At 33.2% G+C, this 15706-nt stretch carries 15 protein-coding genes; 6 read left to right on the top strand and 9 right to left on the bottom strand.

Going from position 1 to position 15706, the window contains the following annotated elements; genetic code table 11:
- The first annotated feature begins 162 nt into the window (after nucleotides 1–162).
- The 4 genes from ACNQGO_RS12630 to trxB all read left to right on the top strand — a co-directional run bounded on the left by ACNQGO_RS12630 (nucleotide 163) and on the right by trxB (nucleotide 2543).
- Nucleotides 163–408: a GIY-YIG nuclease family protein gene (locus ACNQGO_RS12630; protein WP_417971057.1), complete on the top strand. Its 246-nt coding sequence runs from the start codon at nucleotides 163–165 to the stop codon at nucleotides 406–408.
- Between the two features lie 129 nt (nucleotides 409–537).
- The gene (locus tag ACNQGO_RS12625) at nucleotides 538–729 is read left to right on the top strand and encodes a GIY-YIG nuclease family protein (RefSeq protein WP_417971059.1); all 192 of its coding nucleotides are present in this window, start codon (nucleotides 538–540) and stop codon (nucleotides 727–729) included.
- Between the two features lie 182 nt (nucleotides 730–911).
- Entirely contained in the window at nucleotides 912–1115 is a 204-nt protein-coding gene (locus ACNQGO_RS12620) for a GIY-YIG nuclease family protein (protein WP_417985465.1), read from the top strand.
- Nucleotides 1116–1595: 480 nt separating this feature from the next.
- Nucleotides 1596–2543 (top strand): thioredoxin-disulfide reductase, encoded by a 948-nt coding sequence (gene trxB, locus ACNQGO_RS12615; protein WP_417985464.1) that lies wholly within the window; start codon nucleotides 1596–1598, stop codon nucleotides 2541–2543.
- Between the two features lie 409 nt (nucleotides 2544–2952).
- On the opposite strand, the gene ACNQGO_RS12610 is transcribed toward trxB, so the two are convergent.
- The 7 genes from ACNQGO_RS12610 to ACNQGO_RS12580 all read right to left on the bottom strand — a co-directional run bounded on the left by ACNQGO_RS12610 (nucleotide 2953) and on the right by ACNQGO_RS12580 (nucleotide 10733).
- The gene (locus ACNQGO_RS12610; RefSeq protein WP_417947867.1) at nucleotides 2953–3852 is read right to left on the bottom strand and encodes a hypothetical protein; all 900 of its coding nucleotides are present in this window, start codon (nucleotides 3850–3852) and stop codon (nucleotides 2953–2955) included.
- Nucleotides 3853–3878: 26 nt separating this feature from the next.
- Nucleotides 3879–4712 carry a GIN domain-containing protein gene (locus tag ACNQGO_RS12605; protein ID WP_417985463.1) on the bottom strand — a complete coding sequence of 278 codons (834 nt, stop codon included), beginning with the start codon at nucleotides 4710–4712 and terminating at the stop codon, nucleotides 3879–3881.
- Nucleotides 4713–4828: 116 nt separating this feature from the next.
- Complete coding sequence (locus tag ACNQGO_RS12600; RefSeq protein WP_417978863.1) at nucleotides 4829–7102, bottom strand: M1 family metallopeptidase; 2274 nt, start codon at nucleotides 7100–7102, stop codon at nucleotides 4829–4831.
- 164 nt (nucleotides 7103–7266) lie between these two features.
- On the bottom strand, nucleotides 7267–8007 hold the full coding sequence (locus ACNQGO_RS12595; RefSeq protein ID WP_417985462.1) for a head GIN domain-containing protein: 741 nt from the start codon (nucleotides 8005–8007) through the stop codon (nucleotides 7267–7269).
- Between the two features lie 2 nt (nucleotides 8008–8009).
- Nucleotides 8010–9734, bottom strand: a complete 1725-nt coding sequence (locus ACNQGO_RS12590; protein ID WP_417985461.1) for a PspC domain-containing protein — start codon at nucleotides 9732–9734, stop codon at nucleotides 8010–8012.
- A gap of 2 nt (nucleotides 9735–9736) precedes the next feature.
- Nucleotides 9737–10069, bottom strand: coding sequence for a PadR family transcriptional regulator (locus tag ACNQGO_RS12585; RefSeq protein WP_417985460.1), 333 nt, complete (start codon nucleotides 10067–10069; stop codon nucleotides 9737–9739).
- Nucleotides 10070–10277: 208 nt separating this feature from the next.
- Nucleotides 10278–10733 (bottom strand): DUF4870 domain-containing protein, encoded by a 456-nt coding sequence (locus ACNQGO_RS12580; RefSeq protein ID WP_417985459.1) that lies wholly within the window; start codon nucleotides 10731–10733, stop codon nucleotides 10278–10280.
- Nucleotides 10734–11023: 290 nt separating this feature from the next.
- Here ACNQGO_RS12580 and ACNQGO_RS12575 point away from each other — a divergent pair, with 290 nt between their 5' ends.
- Entirely contained in the window at nucleotides 11024–11476 is a 453-nt protein-coding gene (locus tag ACNQGO_RS12575; RefSeq protein WP_417985458.1) for a DUF4442 domain-containing protein, read from the top strand.
- Between the two features lie 126 nt (nucleotides 11477–11602).
- On the opposite strand, the gene ACNQGO_RS12570 is transcribed toward ACNQGO_RS12575, so the two are convergent.
- Both ACNQGO_RS12570 and ACNQGO_RS12565 read right to left on the bottom strand, forming a co-directional pair.
- Nucleotides 11603–11836: a hypothetical protein gene (locus ACNQGO_RS12570; RefSeq protein ID WP_417948024.1), complete on the bottom strand. Its 234-nt coding sequence runs from the start codon at nucleotides 11834–11836 to the stop codon at nucleotides 11603–11605.
- Between the two features lie 246 nt (nucleotides 11837–12082).
- The gene (locus ACNQGO_RS12565; RefSeq protein ID WP_417985457.1) at nucleotides 12083–12643 is read right to left on the bottom strand and encodes a DUF6642 family protein; all 561 of its coding nucleotides are present in this window, start codon (nucleotides 12641–12643) and stop codon (nucleotides 12083–12085) included.
- 739 nt (nucleotides 12644–13382) lie between these two features.
- Here ACNQGO_RS12565 and ACNQGO_RS12560 point away from each other — a divergent pair.
- Nucleotides 13383–15401: a M13 family metallopeptidase gene (locus ACNQGO_RS12560; protein ID WP_417985456.1), complete on the top strand. Its 2019-nt coding sequence runs from the start codon at nucleotides 13383–13385 to the stop codon at nucleotides 15399–15401.
- Nucleotides 15402–15706 lie beyond the last annotated feature (305 nt).

The following is a 15706-nucleotide window of genomic DNA, read 5'->3' as shown; positions in this document are numbered from 1 at the left end:
AAACATAATTACATGAATAATGTTTTTCCAATACTAATTTTACGCATTCGAGCTTAAACGCATAATCATACTTGACTTTTCTTTCCATAAAAATACCCCCAAATAGTGTCTAACTTTATGGGGGCAGTCTACTCGTTCGGCTTTTTTTATTTTAAAAAAACTATGTTTTACGTCTACATCCTATTTTCGAAAACTCACGAAATCTATTATGTAGGTTCTACCTCAATGACATTGCAAGAAAGACTGCGACGTCATTTGAGTGCTCATAAAGGATTTACAGCAAGAGCCAAAGATTGGGAAGTCGTTTATTCTGAATTATTTGACCAAAAATCTTTAGCAATTTCACGCGAGCAGGAAATAAAAAAGTGGAAAAGGAAAGCTAAAATAGAAGCATTAATTTCAAAATAGGCATTGGTTATCGCGTCCCGATTGCAAATCGGGAAGGCCGCAGGTTCGAATTTCCGTTTTCGGAATAAACACTGCCACCCCGACAAAAGCCGAACGATATCGTTCGGCTTTTTTTTATTTTTAAAAGCAATGTTTTACGTCTACATCCTATTTTCGAAAACTCACGAAATCTATTATGTAGGTTCTACTTCCATGGTTGTAGAAGAAAGATTGCGACGTCATTTGAGTGCTCATAAAGGATTTACAGCAAGAGCCAAAGATTGGGAAATCGTTTATTCTGAATTATTTGACCAAAAATCTTTAGCAATTGCACGCGAGTAGGAAATAAAAAAGTGGAAAAGTAAAGTTAAAATAGAAGCATTAATTCCAAAATATGCAATGGTTATCGCGTCCCGATTGCAAATCGGGAAGGCCGCAGGTTCGAATTTCCGTTTTCGGAATAAACTCTGCCACTCCGACAAAAGCCGAACGATATCGTTCGGCTTTTTTTATTTTTAAAAGCAATGTTTTACGTTTACATCCTATTTTCGAAATCACGAGACATGTATTATATAGGTTCTAATTCCATGGTTATAGAAGAAAGATTGCGAAGTCATTTGAGTGCTCATAAAGGATTTACAGCAAGAGCCAAAGATTGGGAAGTCGTTTATTCTGAATTATTTGACCAAAAATCTTTAGCAATTGCACGCGAGCAGGAAATAAAATAGTGGAAAAGTAAAGCTAAAATAGAAGCATTAATTTCAAAATAGGCAATGGTTATCGCGTCCCGATTACAAATCGGGAAGGCCGCAGGTTCGAATTTCCGTTTTCGGAATAAACACTGCCACCCCGACAAAAGCCGAACGATATCGTTCGGCTTTTTTTATTTTTAAAAGCAATTTTTTACGTTTACATCCTATTTTCGAAAACTCACGAAATTTATAATGTAGGTTATACGTCTGTGATAGTAGAGAAAAGACTTCGTCGTTCTTTAAGTGCGCATTTTAAAGTAAAAGCTAAAGATTGGGAAGGCCGCAGGTTCGAATTTCCGTTTTCAGAATAAACACTGCCGCTCTTACTTTAAATCGGTTCTCCTTGCTACAGAAGTGATTTTTCTATTCCAAAATAATTAAAACTGATACAACATTCTCCTTTGTACCGTAATTAAATCTTATTTTTGCACCGTAAAATTATAATTCACTCTTATTATGTCAGATACAATCGAAAAAATTAAATGTCTTATTATAGGTTCTGGTCCAGCAGGATATACTGCGGCAATTTATGCGGCTAGAGCCAACATGAATCCTGTTGTATACCAAGGAATGCAGCCGGGTGGCCAATTAACAACTACAAATGAAGTCGAAAACTGGCCAGGAAATCCAGAAGGAATTACAGGACCAGAAATGATGGTGGGTTTACAAGCACAAGCACAACGTTTTGGTACTGATGTGCGTGATGGTTGGGCAACGAAAGTAGATTTCTCTGGCGATATTCATAAAGTTTGGATCAATGAGACTAAAGAGTTGCATTGTGAAACGGTTATTATTTCGACTGGAGCGTCAGCTAAATATTTAGGATTACCATCAGAGCAACACTACTTAAAAATGGGTGGTGGAGTTTCTGCATGTGCTGTTTGTGATGGTTTTTTCTATAGAAATCAAGAAGTGGTTATCGTAGGAGCAGGAGATTCTGCTTGTGAAGAAGCGCATTATTTGTCTAAGTTGTGTAAAAAAGTAACCATGTTGGTACGAAGCGAGAAATTTAGAGCTTCAAAAATTATGGAAGCACGCGTTCGCAAAACCAAAAATATTACCATCCTAATGAACCATGATACAGTTGAGGTATTAGGTGATGAACAAGTGGTTACGGGTGTAAAAGCGCTAAATAAATCTACTGGTGAAACTTTTGATATTCCTGCAACCGGTTTCTTCGTGGCTATTGGTCACAAACCCAATACTGATATTTTCAAAGATTTTATCACACTAGACGAAACTGGATATATTGTGAATACTCCAGGAAGTTCAAAAACAAATGTTGAAGGTGTTTTCGTATCTGGAGATGCTGCTGATCATGTGTACCGTCAGGCAATTACTGCTGCTGGAACCGGTTGTATGGCTGCTCTGGATGCTGAAAGATATTTGGCTGCTAAAGAGTAATCAGAATCGGTTAGAATTAAAATGAAAAATTTTAATTCTTAAAACTTTCAGTAAAATAGTTACAATTTAACCAATAAAAAGGAGCCCGATATATAGTCGGGCTCATTTTTTTAATGATAATTTTGGACAGATCACAATACTTATTTTTCGGCTTTTCTGTTTTGTTTGAATTTCACTTGACTTACTTCACTAATAAATGAGAAAATTTATTGGTAATCAAGTAATTGTTTTTTAATAAAAGTGTCCAAATTTTCTCTTTTAATGTTTAATTTTTCTTCAATTGCTAGTAATAGATCCTCGTCTTTTTTTCCAGAATTCATTAAAGACAATAGAGTTTCTTTTCCGTATTTATTTAGTGCAATATCACATAATAGAGCGCCAATTGTGTACCAAAGGGAGGTTGTGTCATCTAAGACATAATGCTGACTTTCTTTAAAAAGTTTTTCATAAATATTAATATCATTTTTATTAGATGATTTTTTAATTTACTTATGTGTTCTTTAAATTCAAGTCCTTTAGAACCGCCAAAATATGTTGCAATACCTTCATCTAAAATTTGATGTGTTCGGGGAAAATAGCTATGTGTGTATAAATGCACAACTTCATGAGGATAATATTCAGAATTGTTTCCTGAAAAAATTAAATTTTCAGAAGGAAATGTTTCTGCGCCAATTTGATTTTGACTGACCATCATGTCATCAAAATCAAAACCTCTTATCATTCTAAAGTGATTCATATCTTTGCATAGAAAATATGTAAACGATATTACTTCTTTCTCAAAAAAGGTTGCCATCTGTTTGTTAAATTGAACAAGTTTGTCTGCATTTTTTTTATCAAAGGAGTATTCTTGATAGGTTAAATATTTTATCTCATCAACAATAAATACTTTAAAATTTTTAACATTATAGTCTAAAATATTCTCAAATCTTACTTTGTTCTCGCTACTATCTGATATGAAATTGTAAATCGCAAAGAGATTGCCGAAATTATTATTAGCTTTGATTAAAGCGATTTTAATCACACTCCTTTTCTCATCAATTTTAATAATAGATAAAATGGTTATTTTGTGATTTTTTGCATCATTGAATATGTTCTGAATTTCAGCATCTGGATTTTTAAAGTATGCACTTTCTACCCAATAATTCCCTTTTTCATGATCTAAAGGTTCGTTAATGAATTTATAAAATTGATCCAAAATATCGGTTGAATAGGTTTCATTAAGGGTATAATTTAGAAAGAAATGACTTTTTTCTTGACAATAACTGCGCAAACTGGAAAAAAGTAGAATTAAAAATACGAATTGTTTCATGGTGATTTTTTCGTTGACTTAACCAACTATTTCAATTTTTTAATCAATTTGGCTTCATCAGCAAATTTTCTAATTTCGATTTTTGGAGTTCCTACCAATTGGATTTCACTTTTATTTGCCGCATCAATCACTACGGTTGTACTAACATTAACACTGCAATTGGAATAACTTTCTGTCGTCACATCCGCATTTTTTAGAGTTAATTTGTTTGCCGTTAAACTGGCATTATTGTCTAATCGTATCACAGCACTAGTAGCTTCTCCTTCAAGAGTCGCATCTGATTTTTGGTACATATCTATTTTTAGATTAGTTGCGGTGATTAAGGCCTTCAAGGAACTATTTTTACTTAATTCAATAGTTGTGTTGTCTGATTTTATGTTGAGCTCTGTTTTTGATTTATCATTGGATTGTAGTACGAATTTTGAAGCATTAACATTCATAAACAACTTGGATGCATCATTCGCTTTCAAGGCGAAATCATCTAATAAAACTTCTTGAATAGCAGTTACCGTGGTTTCGTTTTTAGAGGTAATTGATTTTAGATCGCTCGTATACGTTATTCTGACAATTAATTTTTTGAAGTTAGTTGCTTGTTTTGAAGTGTAAATTCGAAGGGAATTATCACTTTCATCTAGCGCAATAATATCATGTAAATTTTCATCAGCTTCGATTTTTAGTTCTGCTCTTTCCCCTCTTTCCAAATACACTTCTAGATTGTCTTCAACGGTAAGTGATTCGAAGTCATCAATTTTTCTTTGCTCTGTTGTTACTATCTTAGATCCTTTGATTTTATCTTTCTTTTGCCCAAAAGCTACTGTCGTTAAAACAAACAGCAGGAATAACAGCGTATACTTTCTCATAATATTTTAATTTTATATCTACACAAATGTAAAAAAAATCATCCACTTGTAGCGGATGATTTTTTTGATAGTAATAAATAAATGGAGAAGTAGATTACTTCAAAAAGATGTTTAGCTTACTTTTTATTGAATAAAAATTCTTGTCCATTTACCTTAAGAGTAAACTCATTTTTGGATTCTTTAAAATGAATTTCAATTCCTGCTGGTGAATAACTAAATGTATCTGTACCTATCGATTCAAAAGTAAGCGTGGGTTGATCTGTAGCAATTCCGGTAAGATTCCCATTTTCATCTGTTAAAGTGATTTCTATTGGAATCTGTTTGCTTGAAAAACTTCCAAGGTAAGCGTCTAAAATAACTGCTTTTTCCAACTCACTTTTATCGGCGGTCCACACATTATTTTGTGTATTGGTATCTGGTAAGGCATGATCTGGATCGATGGTAATGGATGCTATCTCTTCGGTTGAATTATTTTTGAATGCCCAATTCGTATTGCGTTGCCAGATTTCTACTGGAAGTTGAACTCTTGAAGTGGCTCCACTTTTAGTTTTGATTTCTAAAACTACTGGCATGGCCATTTTTTCTAAATTTTCAATATAAATTTGTGCTCCTAATTTCGGGTCATTTTTTAAATATTTAATTTTAGTAATGCCTTGATCTAGACTCCAATTATTGACGAACCAAGCTCTCCAAAACCAGTTTAAATCCTCTCCAGAAACATTTTCTATTGTTCTAAAAAAATCATCTGGCGTGGGATGTTTAAAAGCCCAACGCTCTGTATATACTCTAAAAGCCTTGTCAAAACGATCCTTGCCTAGCACTTGCTCTCGTAGCATAATCAAACCTGAAGATGGTTTTTCATACGCCAATAATCCTAAGTTCGATTCTTTCATCCCGTCGGGTGCAGTCATTATAGGTTCTAATTCTGCATTGGTTAACATATCTGCCATTCGTTGCATATCTGAAGGTCGTTTAGATTTATATTCTCCCTTATTGAAATCTTCGACACTCAATGAATTGATAAATGTATTCAATCCTTCATCCATCCAAGCAAATAAACGTTCGTTAGAGCCCACAATCATGGGGAACCATCCATGTCCAAATTCATGATCCGTAACTCTCCACAACTCTCTGTCTTTTGACTTCCAGTCGCAAAAAACAATAGCGGGATATTCCATTCCGCCTTCATTTCCAGCTACATTGGTGGCAGTTGCATACGGATATTCGAACCAACGTTTAGAGTAATTTTCAACAGATGATTTGGTGTATTCCGTTGCACGACTCCAAGCATCTTGACCAGCGCTTTCAACAGGATATGCTGAAATAGCTAACGATTTTTTACCACTTGGTAAATTAATTTTCGCGGCATCAATAACAAATGCAGCTGAGGATGCCCAAGAAACATCACGAGCATTTTTTATTTTAAAATGCCAATCTAAAGTTGATTTTCCAGTAGGTCTAGAAGTTGTATTTGTCACTTCGGCTGCTGATCGGATTACAACTGTCTTGTCGCTTTTAGCAGCTAATGCCCACCTATTCAATTGTTCTGCTGTGTACACTTCTAACGGATTGACTAATTCACCGGAGCTTACTACAATATGATTTGCAGGTGCTGTAATGGTAACGTCAAAATCGCCAAATTCCAAATAAAATTCGCCAGCTCCTAAATAAGGTAAAGTGTTCCAGCCTTTTACATCATCATAAACACACATTCTAGGGTACCATTGCGCCATGGTAAATACTTTTCCATTTTTAGTGTCTAAAACACCCATTCTATCCGACCCAAAGTCAGGTGAAATAAATGAAAAATCAATTTTAAGTTGTACACTGCCACCATTTGGGTTTATCTCTTGCGGAAGAAATACTTGCATTCTAGTATCAATTATTTCAAATTTCGCATCAGTTTCTATGGTTTTGCCTTTTTTGTTAGTGACTATCTTAATAGATTTTATTTTATGTCCTCCGTCAAAAATTTGTCCTTTATCACCGTTACGACTGCCTGCTATGGAGGTTATTTTTTCGCCTCTTGAATCATTTTTAAACAAATTTTGATCGACATTCATCCACAAAAAAGAAATTTTATCTGGACTGTTGTTAGTGTACGTTAAAATTTCTGAACCAATAATTTCGTTGTTCTTTTCATTCAAAATAGCAGTTAATTTATAGTCTGCTTTGTTCTGCCAATATTTTGCCCCAGGTTGTCCGCTCGCTGACCTCGATTCTGTGCCATATTTAGTATAAAAATTGGGACCAAAAGAATCGTGATAGTTGTATTTTGACGCACTTTTATTGTTTACAGTAGTTACAGTTTTGGTCTCTTGTGCTTGGAGTGACGCTACTCCAAAAAACAAAGCTAAATAAGGTGTAGCTTTAAAGAAAATGTTTTTCATAATGTGATTTTTTGATTGATGATTGTTGGTTGCGATCTTGATTTCGATCTTTAAAATGATTAAAAAATAGGGTTTAGATTGTTAAAAATGTATTATTTTTTTAAATGGGGTTCAAAAAAAACATCCTTGATTAGAGAATGTTTTTTATGACTTTTCAAAATTATTTATATCCTGCTGATACTGCCCCCAGAATTAGATTCTTTACGAATTGATTTTGGTTCTTTGCTATAGCTTATGCTTCCGCCACTTGATGCTTCTGCATCTAAACTCACAATGGCATTGGTATTAATAGTTGCACCGCTGGATACATCGGCAGTGACTTCATTCGAGGCCAAATTTTTGGCGTCGATCGCACTGCCACTAGAGGCACTCAATTGTATATTTAAAGCAAGACCATTAATTTTGATAGTGCTTCCGCTACTAGAATCGCAGGTAATATCATCCGCCTCTATAATGAGATCTATTGTCGCAGCACTTGATGTATTTAGTGCTATATTCTCTCCTTTTATGGTGTTCTTACTAGTAATTGAAGCATCGCTACTGGCTTCGAGTTGCTCAATTACAGGCATTTTAACGGTTACTTTCATAACTTCGGTATTGATAAAATACGTTTCATCACATGATATTACCAGTATTCCATTTTCTACAGTTGTACTAATGTGTTTTTGCAAGTTGTCATCAGCTTCAACCATTATTCCAGTTTCGTTTGATTGTTCAATAACGACATCTATGCTATTGCTGACTTCTATGCTTTTAAAATTGCCCTCAACTATGCGTTTCTCCGTGGTTATGTTTCCACTTCCCTTTATTGAATTCAAATTAATAGAGTGGTTGCACGAGGCAAATAACAATGCTATTATGGCAACCAGAATGAATTTTGTGATTAATGTGATGATTTTTAACATGACTAATTTGTTTTAATGATGATACCGTCTTTATTTATTTTTAATTCTTTAATGTTGTTTTTTGAATTAATCAAAGTGTCATTTGTTACAGAAATTCCGTCTTCGTTAATAGTTACAGACGTTTCAGTACTGTCATTTTCACTTTTATTATATTCATTTTCATCAGTAGGACAATTTAGACATCTTATTTTATTATCTTCTACCTTGTAGATTTCGTTATTTGAATCTGGATTCCATAAGAAGTAATCTCCATCAGTATGATCATAATTTCTCAAAGATGCATCTGGTTTTATTAAAGTTCCTTTAGGTAAATATAATGTTATTTCAATTTCCTGATCTCTGAATTTATTTTTTAAATCGGTTAATAAATAGTTGTCTAAAATCAATTGATTTCCAATTATTGTATAAGCATATTTAATTTTTTCGGCTCTTTTTTTAGCTTCTGACAATGATTTTCCTTTTGCCTCTTTTTCAATTTGGATGTAAGGTTGTTTTTCATCTGTGTTTTCTATTTTAAAACTAACCTGATTAGAATAAATGACATCAGTACCCGTAGAATCTTGGCTTACTGTAAAATCAGTGCGGTCTTCAACGTTTTTAGCAAAATAATCATTGTGTCTGAATTTGATATAAAGAGTGTCATTTGGATTCAAATTAATGATTTCTTTCTTAACCACTCGACCGTCTACTGCAAATGCACTTGCTTGTTTTATTCCAATTGATATCGCTATTGAAACCGCAATCAACCAAAGTGCTAGCAAGGTGTATTTTGCAATGTTTCCAATAGATTTCATATTGGGAGCTAATAATTTGAACCCTAATAACGCTAGGAAAAAGAAAGGAATTCCAACAGCAAAGAACATCAAAAGTCCAAAAGCCCATATCGGATAATCTGTAAAATTACCTGATTCTATAAAGCCCTGCCAAGGAAAATCAATAAATAATCCAGATCCAAGTGTAAAAATACCCACCAGCAGAAAAAATAATACTGTTATGCCAGTAATGATCAAAATTACTCCTAAAAACTTAGCAAAAACTTTGAAAACGGTCATGACAAAATCACCAAAGGAATTTCCCAATCTACCTGCACCTGTTTTTATTTGATTCCCGTATTTATCGTAATCAACATTTTTCAATTTATCTGAAACATTTTCAAATTCCTCTCTTACTTTTTTTTCAATATTAGAAATAGTTACTGGTTCTCCCGTCATTTCTAGTTTTTCAGAAGTTGTAATAGCCTCCGGTGTAACAATCCAGAGGATGATATAGGCTAAAATTCCAGTTCCAAATGCAGCAAAAACGAGTAGTATCAATACAATTCTTATCCAAACAGCGTCTAGTCCAAAATAATGACCTAAACCAGAAGCTACACCGCCAATCATTCCTTTTTCTTTATCGCGGTATAATTTTTTTGTTCTAGTGTTTGCAGTAGAGTTATAGGATGTAGCTCCTTTTAACTCATCCTCTATAATGTAGTCCTCTGGTTGTCCCATAACGGCAATAACCGCATCTACATCTCTTAAACCTACGACTTGTTTGTCGTTTACCAGTTTTTCATTCAGTAATTCCGAAACACGCATTTCAATATCTTTTATAATTTCATCATGTCCTGATGAGTTCGATAAAGAACGTTTTATGGCATCAAAATATCGTGTTAATTTTTGGTATGCATCTTCATCAATATGAAAAATCATTCCGCCTAGATTTATATTTACAGTTTTGTTCATGACTATTGTTTTTGGTTGGTTATAAGGTTTACGGCATCAGATAAGTCAGTCCAAGTGCCACTAAGTTCTTTTAAAAATGTTTGTCCTATTTCGGTTAGACCGTAATACTTTCTTGGCGGTCCAGATGTGGACTCTTCCCAACGGTAGTTGAGCAATCCATCATTTTTCAATCGGGTTAGTAAAGGATAAATGGTTCCCTCAACTACTAATAACTTTGCGTTTTTTAAGGTGTCTAATATTTCCGAAGTATAGGCATCTTTTTCTTTTAGAACTGATAAGATGCAAAACTCGAGAACACCTTTACGCATCTGGGCTTTTGTGTTTTCAATGTTCATAATTTCTTTTTTTTGATTTTGTTTGGATTAAATAGTTCATTTTTTGATTGATGATTGAATTTTCTTTGCAACGTACAAAGCAGTTTTGAATAACTTATTTTTTTTGTAGCTTAATCCCGCTTTTCATTACAATCTTTTTTATTTTAAAAAAAAATAAAAAAGGATTTCCATTGCAATCGGGGCTAGGGAATTCGCTTGATGAGAGCGTTTATTTGATAAATGGAATCGTTATCGGATAGTTGTATTTTTCACCGTTTGATGTTTTGATAGAGGCATATATGATTAAAAAGAATTCAGCTACTTTCAAAAGACCAAATAGTACAACAGCTATTATCCCTACTGTTACCATTCCTATGTTTCCATCTATGTTAAAATTTCTAAAAACAAAATCGTGATCATTAACCACCGCCTCAAAAGGAACATTATTAAAAAGTGTGATTAAAAATGTAGGAACAGCGATTAAAACAAGCACTAAAGAATACAATAATAAACTCAACTGAAAATTTAGCACTTGCTTTCCGTGGTGATCCACAAATTTAGAACTTTCTTTTTTTGAACTCCAAAATAGTATTGGAAAAATATAATTTCCAAAAGGAATAAAATATTGAGTCAATGCACTCAAGTGTGTAAATGTTGCGGTATTTTTTTCAATTGTGGTTTCCATTTTAGTTTTTTTTAATTAGTGATTGATTGATAATTGAAATTTTACAAGGGCTTATTTATTTGTACCTAGTAATTTCTTATGCAAATATATATCTAAAAGACAGTATCTTGTTTCGCATAGTACCTAATATTAACAAAAAATTAACAAAATAATGTATTAGGCGTGCATAGTATTTTTTTGTACATTAGCAAAAATCCTTGTGATTATGGAGTACGCCAAGATGCAAACTCTCAAAAAGCAGGTATGAATGGCGTCACCTTATTTTTATCAAAAACTTATATTTACTACCTATGAAACTAACAGCATCAAAACTCAATAAATTTCTCTTTTTTAAATTGCCGTCAGCGTTTATCTGTGGTGTGCGCGTCACGACTATTAATGAAAAAAAATGTGTGGTATCCGTAAAACACCGATGGATCAATCAAAACCCATTCAATTCTATGTATTTTGCTGTTCAAGCAATGGCGGCAGAACTGGCTACAGGTGCTTTAGTAATGTTTCAGATTCAAAAAAGTGGTAGAAAAATATCGATGCTTGTTGCTAACAACAAAGGGAATTTTTCAAAAAAAGCAACCGGAAGAATTACTTTTACTTGCAATGATGGGCATTTAATCGAGAAAGCTATTCAAGAAACTTTAGCTACCGGTGAAGGGCAAACCTTCTGGATGAAGTCTATTGGTACTGATGAAAAAGGGATTCAAGTATCAGAGATGGATTTTGAATGGAGCGTTCGCGCTAAATAGAGCCCAGCATAGATTAGTACAATCTAGCTTTACAAGACATTATTACAAATGCATATTGCTAAATATCGAAAAACACCGCTAAAATCTGCGGTGTTTTTTTTTGGATATAATTAAAATATTTGATTTTTAACATTTTTTAGAAGAAGCCTTTGTCATGGCAGCATCACATTTTTTCCCTTCAGCTTTGCATTTCACTTGGCACTTTTCTAACATTTCAGCACTCATCGCTTTAGATTTGGAATCTTTTTTTGAACAACAGGATTCCTTTTTAGTTCTTTCTTGTGGATTTGCCTTGTTTTCTTGAGCACTTCCAACTATTGTTATAAAGGCAATGGCTAATACAGTTACTATTTTTTTCATTTTCATTTTTTTTAGATATTGTTAGCTTATGATTGTGTCTATTTTATTATTTCAAATATAATTAAAAATAGTACATTTTAATATTAAGTTCAGTAGTCCCAAAATAATTTTATTATCAGAGCTCAAAATACTTTTTGACATATATTAATTAATGAATCAGCATTTAGTTCAGTATTAATAAACTAGATACTTTACAAGCTACACCTGAACGTGATTATAATGGGCTCGTAGAGTTTAAGAATAAATTTAGTGATATAATCTAAAATCAAGCAGTTTGCAGCGTTCGTATTGCTTTTCAAATAATTCATTAACTATTGCTACTGGATCATCTAGTTCTTCAAATAAACTAAAAAATAGCGTATCCAAGTAGCTGCTTGTTAATGTTGTAAAGGCTGTACCGTATCCAGAAATAGCCCGTGCTCCGGTAACATCCAGGAAATATTGAGCCTCATCGTTGCTCAAGTTTAAATCCTTTGAATTTGCAAAATGTAAAATTTTCCCTTTCATTTTTCCTTCAAAAATTTCTGCTATTTCTTCCAAATTATAATAATATCCATTGAGGCAAATAGTATTTGCTTCGCCTTGCATTACAAAGTAGATTATTTCATAATTTTTGAAATTATGATCGTCGTAAAGCAATGTATTTAAACTTTCCTCTAAACTCTCAATAGTATCGCATGTCTTATAAATGCTAGTGATTCCCTGCTTAAAAGCTAATTGTTCTAAGTTTTTTACAACTTCGCTAGTTGTTTCAGTTTCAATATCAGCAACGGCCTCAAGGCAAAAAATAAAAGTATCTGAATCCATGGAGTATAATTTATGAAGATGAACAATGATCTGTAAAGTGGAACACATTTAATTTGAACTTAATAAATCTGAGCATTCCAAATTAGCATTAGTATTCTAGTAATTGTTTTTTATTCTATGATCATTTAATGTCCATCGTTTAACTTTTCAATTTACAAAAATACTTCAGAAACGAATTCGCAGGTAGTTTTTATTCTAATTAATTGTTAACTATTAGATTTCGATAATCTAATTTTAAAGTTGCGTTAGTCAATTATTAATTTAGATAATTACTTTAATAATTTCACAGTTAGGATTATCAAATCAAACTGGAGAGTCATGTGTTGAGAAATAACTTTAATGCTCAATCCATTCGAAATAATTTAATTAGTAAATTCTGTAAAAGGATTTAATCCCGAATTATAGGTATAACTGGCAACTAATTAATAGAAAATCAACCCATAGAAGAATTTACTTTTCCTTATTGATTAAACGTGGTTGCTAAAAACCGAAATAAAATTTTGCTTTTATAATATACAGTATTGTATCAGGTAATTTTTTTCTTTAGAGTAGCAAAAGATTCAAATGGATAAAATTTTTAATACCTTAGTTAAGAACATAATTTCAAATAAATATAATCTCTCATTAAATTCTATAAAAAGACAATTGGTATTTTATTAGTGTAACAAATTACTAAAAAAGGAACTAATCACTCAGAAAGTTAAGAAAATATAAAAAATCAACTACTAAACCTTAAACAATGAAAAACCTAAAAATTTCTGTTGTTGCTGCAGTCGTCCTTTTGGCTTCGTGCAATAAAAAAGAAGAATTAATTTCAGGAGTTACCAAAAAAAACATGGATACGCTTGTAAATCCTGGTGACAACTTTGATGCCTATGTAAACGGAACTTGGGTTAAAAACAATAAAATTCCAGCTGATAAAACTTCCTACGGTGCTTTTGATGTCTTGTATGATCAATCTCAAAAAGATGTAAAAGCGATTATCGAAGAAGCATCAAAAGGTACTTTTTCCGAAGGTTCAGACGAACAGAAAATTGGCGATTACTACAGCTCTTTCATGAATAGAAAAGATCGCGATGCCAAAGGAATTGCGCCAATTCAACCAGAATTGAAAAATATTGATGCTATTGCAAATTATTCGGATTTGGCAGCTTATTTTGGAAAATCAAACAGATCAGGTGTTTCAATGCCTTTCTCTGTTGTCGTTACCGAAGATTTTAAAAACCCAAAACAGTACACTTTAATGACTTGGCAAGGCGGATTAGGTCTTCCTGAAAGAGAATACTATTTGCAAGCCGATGCCAAAATGGTAGAAACGCGTGCGAAATATGTAGCACATATAGAAAAAATGTTGCAGTTGATTGGACTTCCAAATGCAGCTGAAAGTGCTACTAAAATTATGGCTTTGGAAACCGTATTGGCAACCAACCACATGAAAAAAGAGGAAACCAGAAACACGGCAAAACTGTATAACAAATACAATGTAGCCGATTTAAAAAAGTTAATGGCCGATTTCGATTGGAATGCAATGCTTAAAAATGCAGGTATCGATAAAGAAAAAACAATCGTAATTTCTCAGGTGGAATATACCAAAAGCTTAAATAATATTATCAAAAATACACCAATAGATACTTGGAAAACCTACCTAAAATGGAGTTTGATAAACAACACTGCTAATTATTTAACTACGGCTTTAGACAAACAAAATTTTGACTTTTATGGAAAAACACTTTACGGTACAGAAGCTCAGGAAGAAGATTGGAAAAGAGGCGTAAATTCTGTAAACGGTGGCTTGGGAGAAATAGTAGGTAAAGTATATGTAAAAAAGCATTTCTCGCCAGAAGCGAAAGAACGCATGACCGGAATGGTGAAAAATCTATTGAAAGCTTATGCTGAAAGTATCAAGAAGCTAGATTGGATGAGTGAAAACACCAAGAAAGAAGCACTTGCCAAAGTAGATAAATTCATGATTAAAATTGGTTATCCAGACAAATGGAGAGATTATTCAGCTTTAAAAGTGGCCAAAAATGACTTGTTTGGAAATACAGAAAGAGCTAGAGAATTTGAATACAACAGAATGCTAAACAAGTTAGGGAAATCTGTTGATAGGGCAGAGTGGGGAATGACACCTCAAACGGTAAACGCCTATTACAATCCTACCTTAAACGAAATTGTATTTCCAGCAGCTATTTTGCAACCACCTTTCTTTAATTTAAAAGCAGAAGATGCAGTGAATTATGGCGGAATTGGAGCGGTAATTGGTCATGAAATTGGCCATGGTTTTGACGATCAAGGAAGTACTTTTGATGGTGAAGGTGTTATGAGAAACTGGTGGACACCACAAGATTTAACATCTTTTAAAGCCAAAACAAAATCTTTAGTAGATCAATACAGCGCTTTCAAGGTTTTTCCCGATTTAAATCTTAACGGAGAGTTTACCCTTGGCGAAAACATTGGAGATTTGGGAGGATTGAGTATTGCAATTAAAGCCTACAAATTAAGCCTTAACGGCAAAGAGGCACCAGTAATGGATGGTTACACTGGAATTCAGAGAGTGTTTTTAGGTTGGGGACAAGTATGGCTAGACAAAAGCCGTGAAAAAGCAATACGCAATCAAATTGCTTCCGATCCACATTCGCCAGCTAAATTCAGAATTAATGCTGTAGTACGCAACGTCCCAGAATTTTATGAAGCATTTAAAATTAAACCAACAGATTCACTTTATTTAGCAACTGATAAACGTGTTAAAATTTGGTAGACGATTTCATATCAAACGAAAGCTCAGCAGTAATGTTGGGCTTTTTTGTTTTAAAATACATTCTGGCAAGTTTTATTTTAATTGTAATTAAATTAGAACTAAACTCATAATTCATTGTTTATTTCTTAATTAAAATAGTAAGGTTCCGTCTTCTTGATCCAACAGAAATAGCTTTATGGTTAGTTCGAGTGTGATACTCTCACCAGCGTCTAAGACCTATTGTTCGCACTAGTATTTAGATTTATTTTTGAATAATCATTGAATTTAAATAAACATTCAAACTAACAACGAAAACCATTAGCGCC

Origin of the sequence: Flavobacterium frigidum (assembly GCF_048286735.1) — a bacterium.
In the GTDB taxonomy this organism is placed as follows: domain Bacteria; phylum Bacteroidota; class Bacteroidia; order Flavobacteriales; family Flavobacteriaceae; genus Flavobacterium.
Note: the sequence above shows the minus strand (reverse complement) of the source record. Positions and strands in the feature narration are given on the sequence as shown.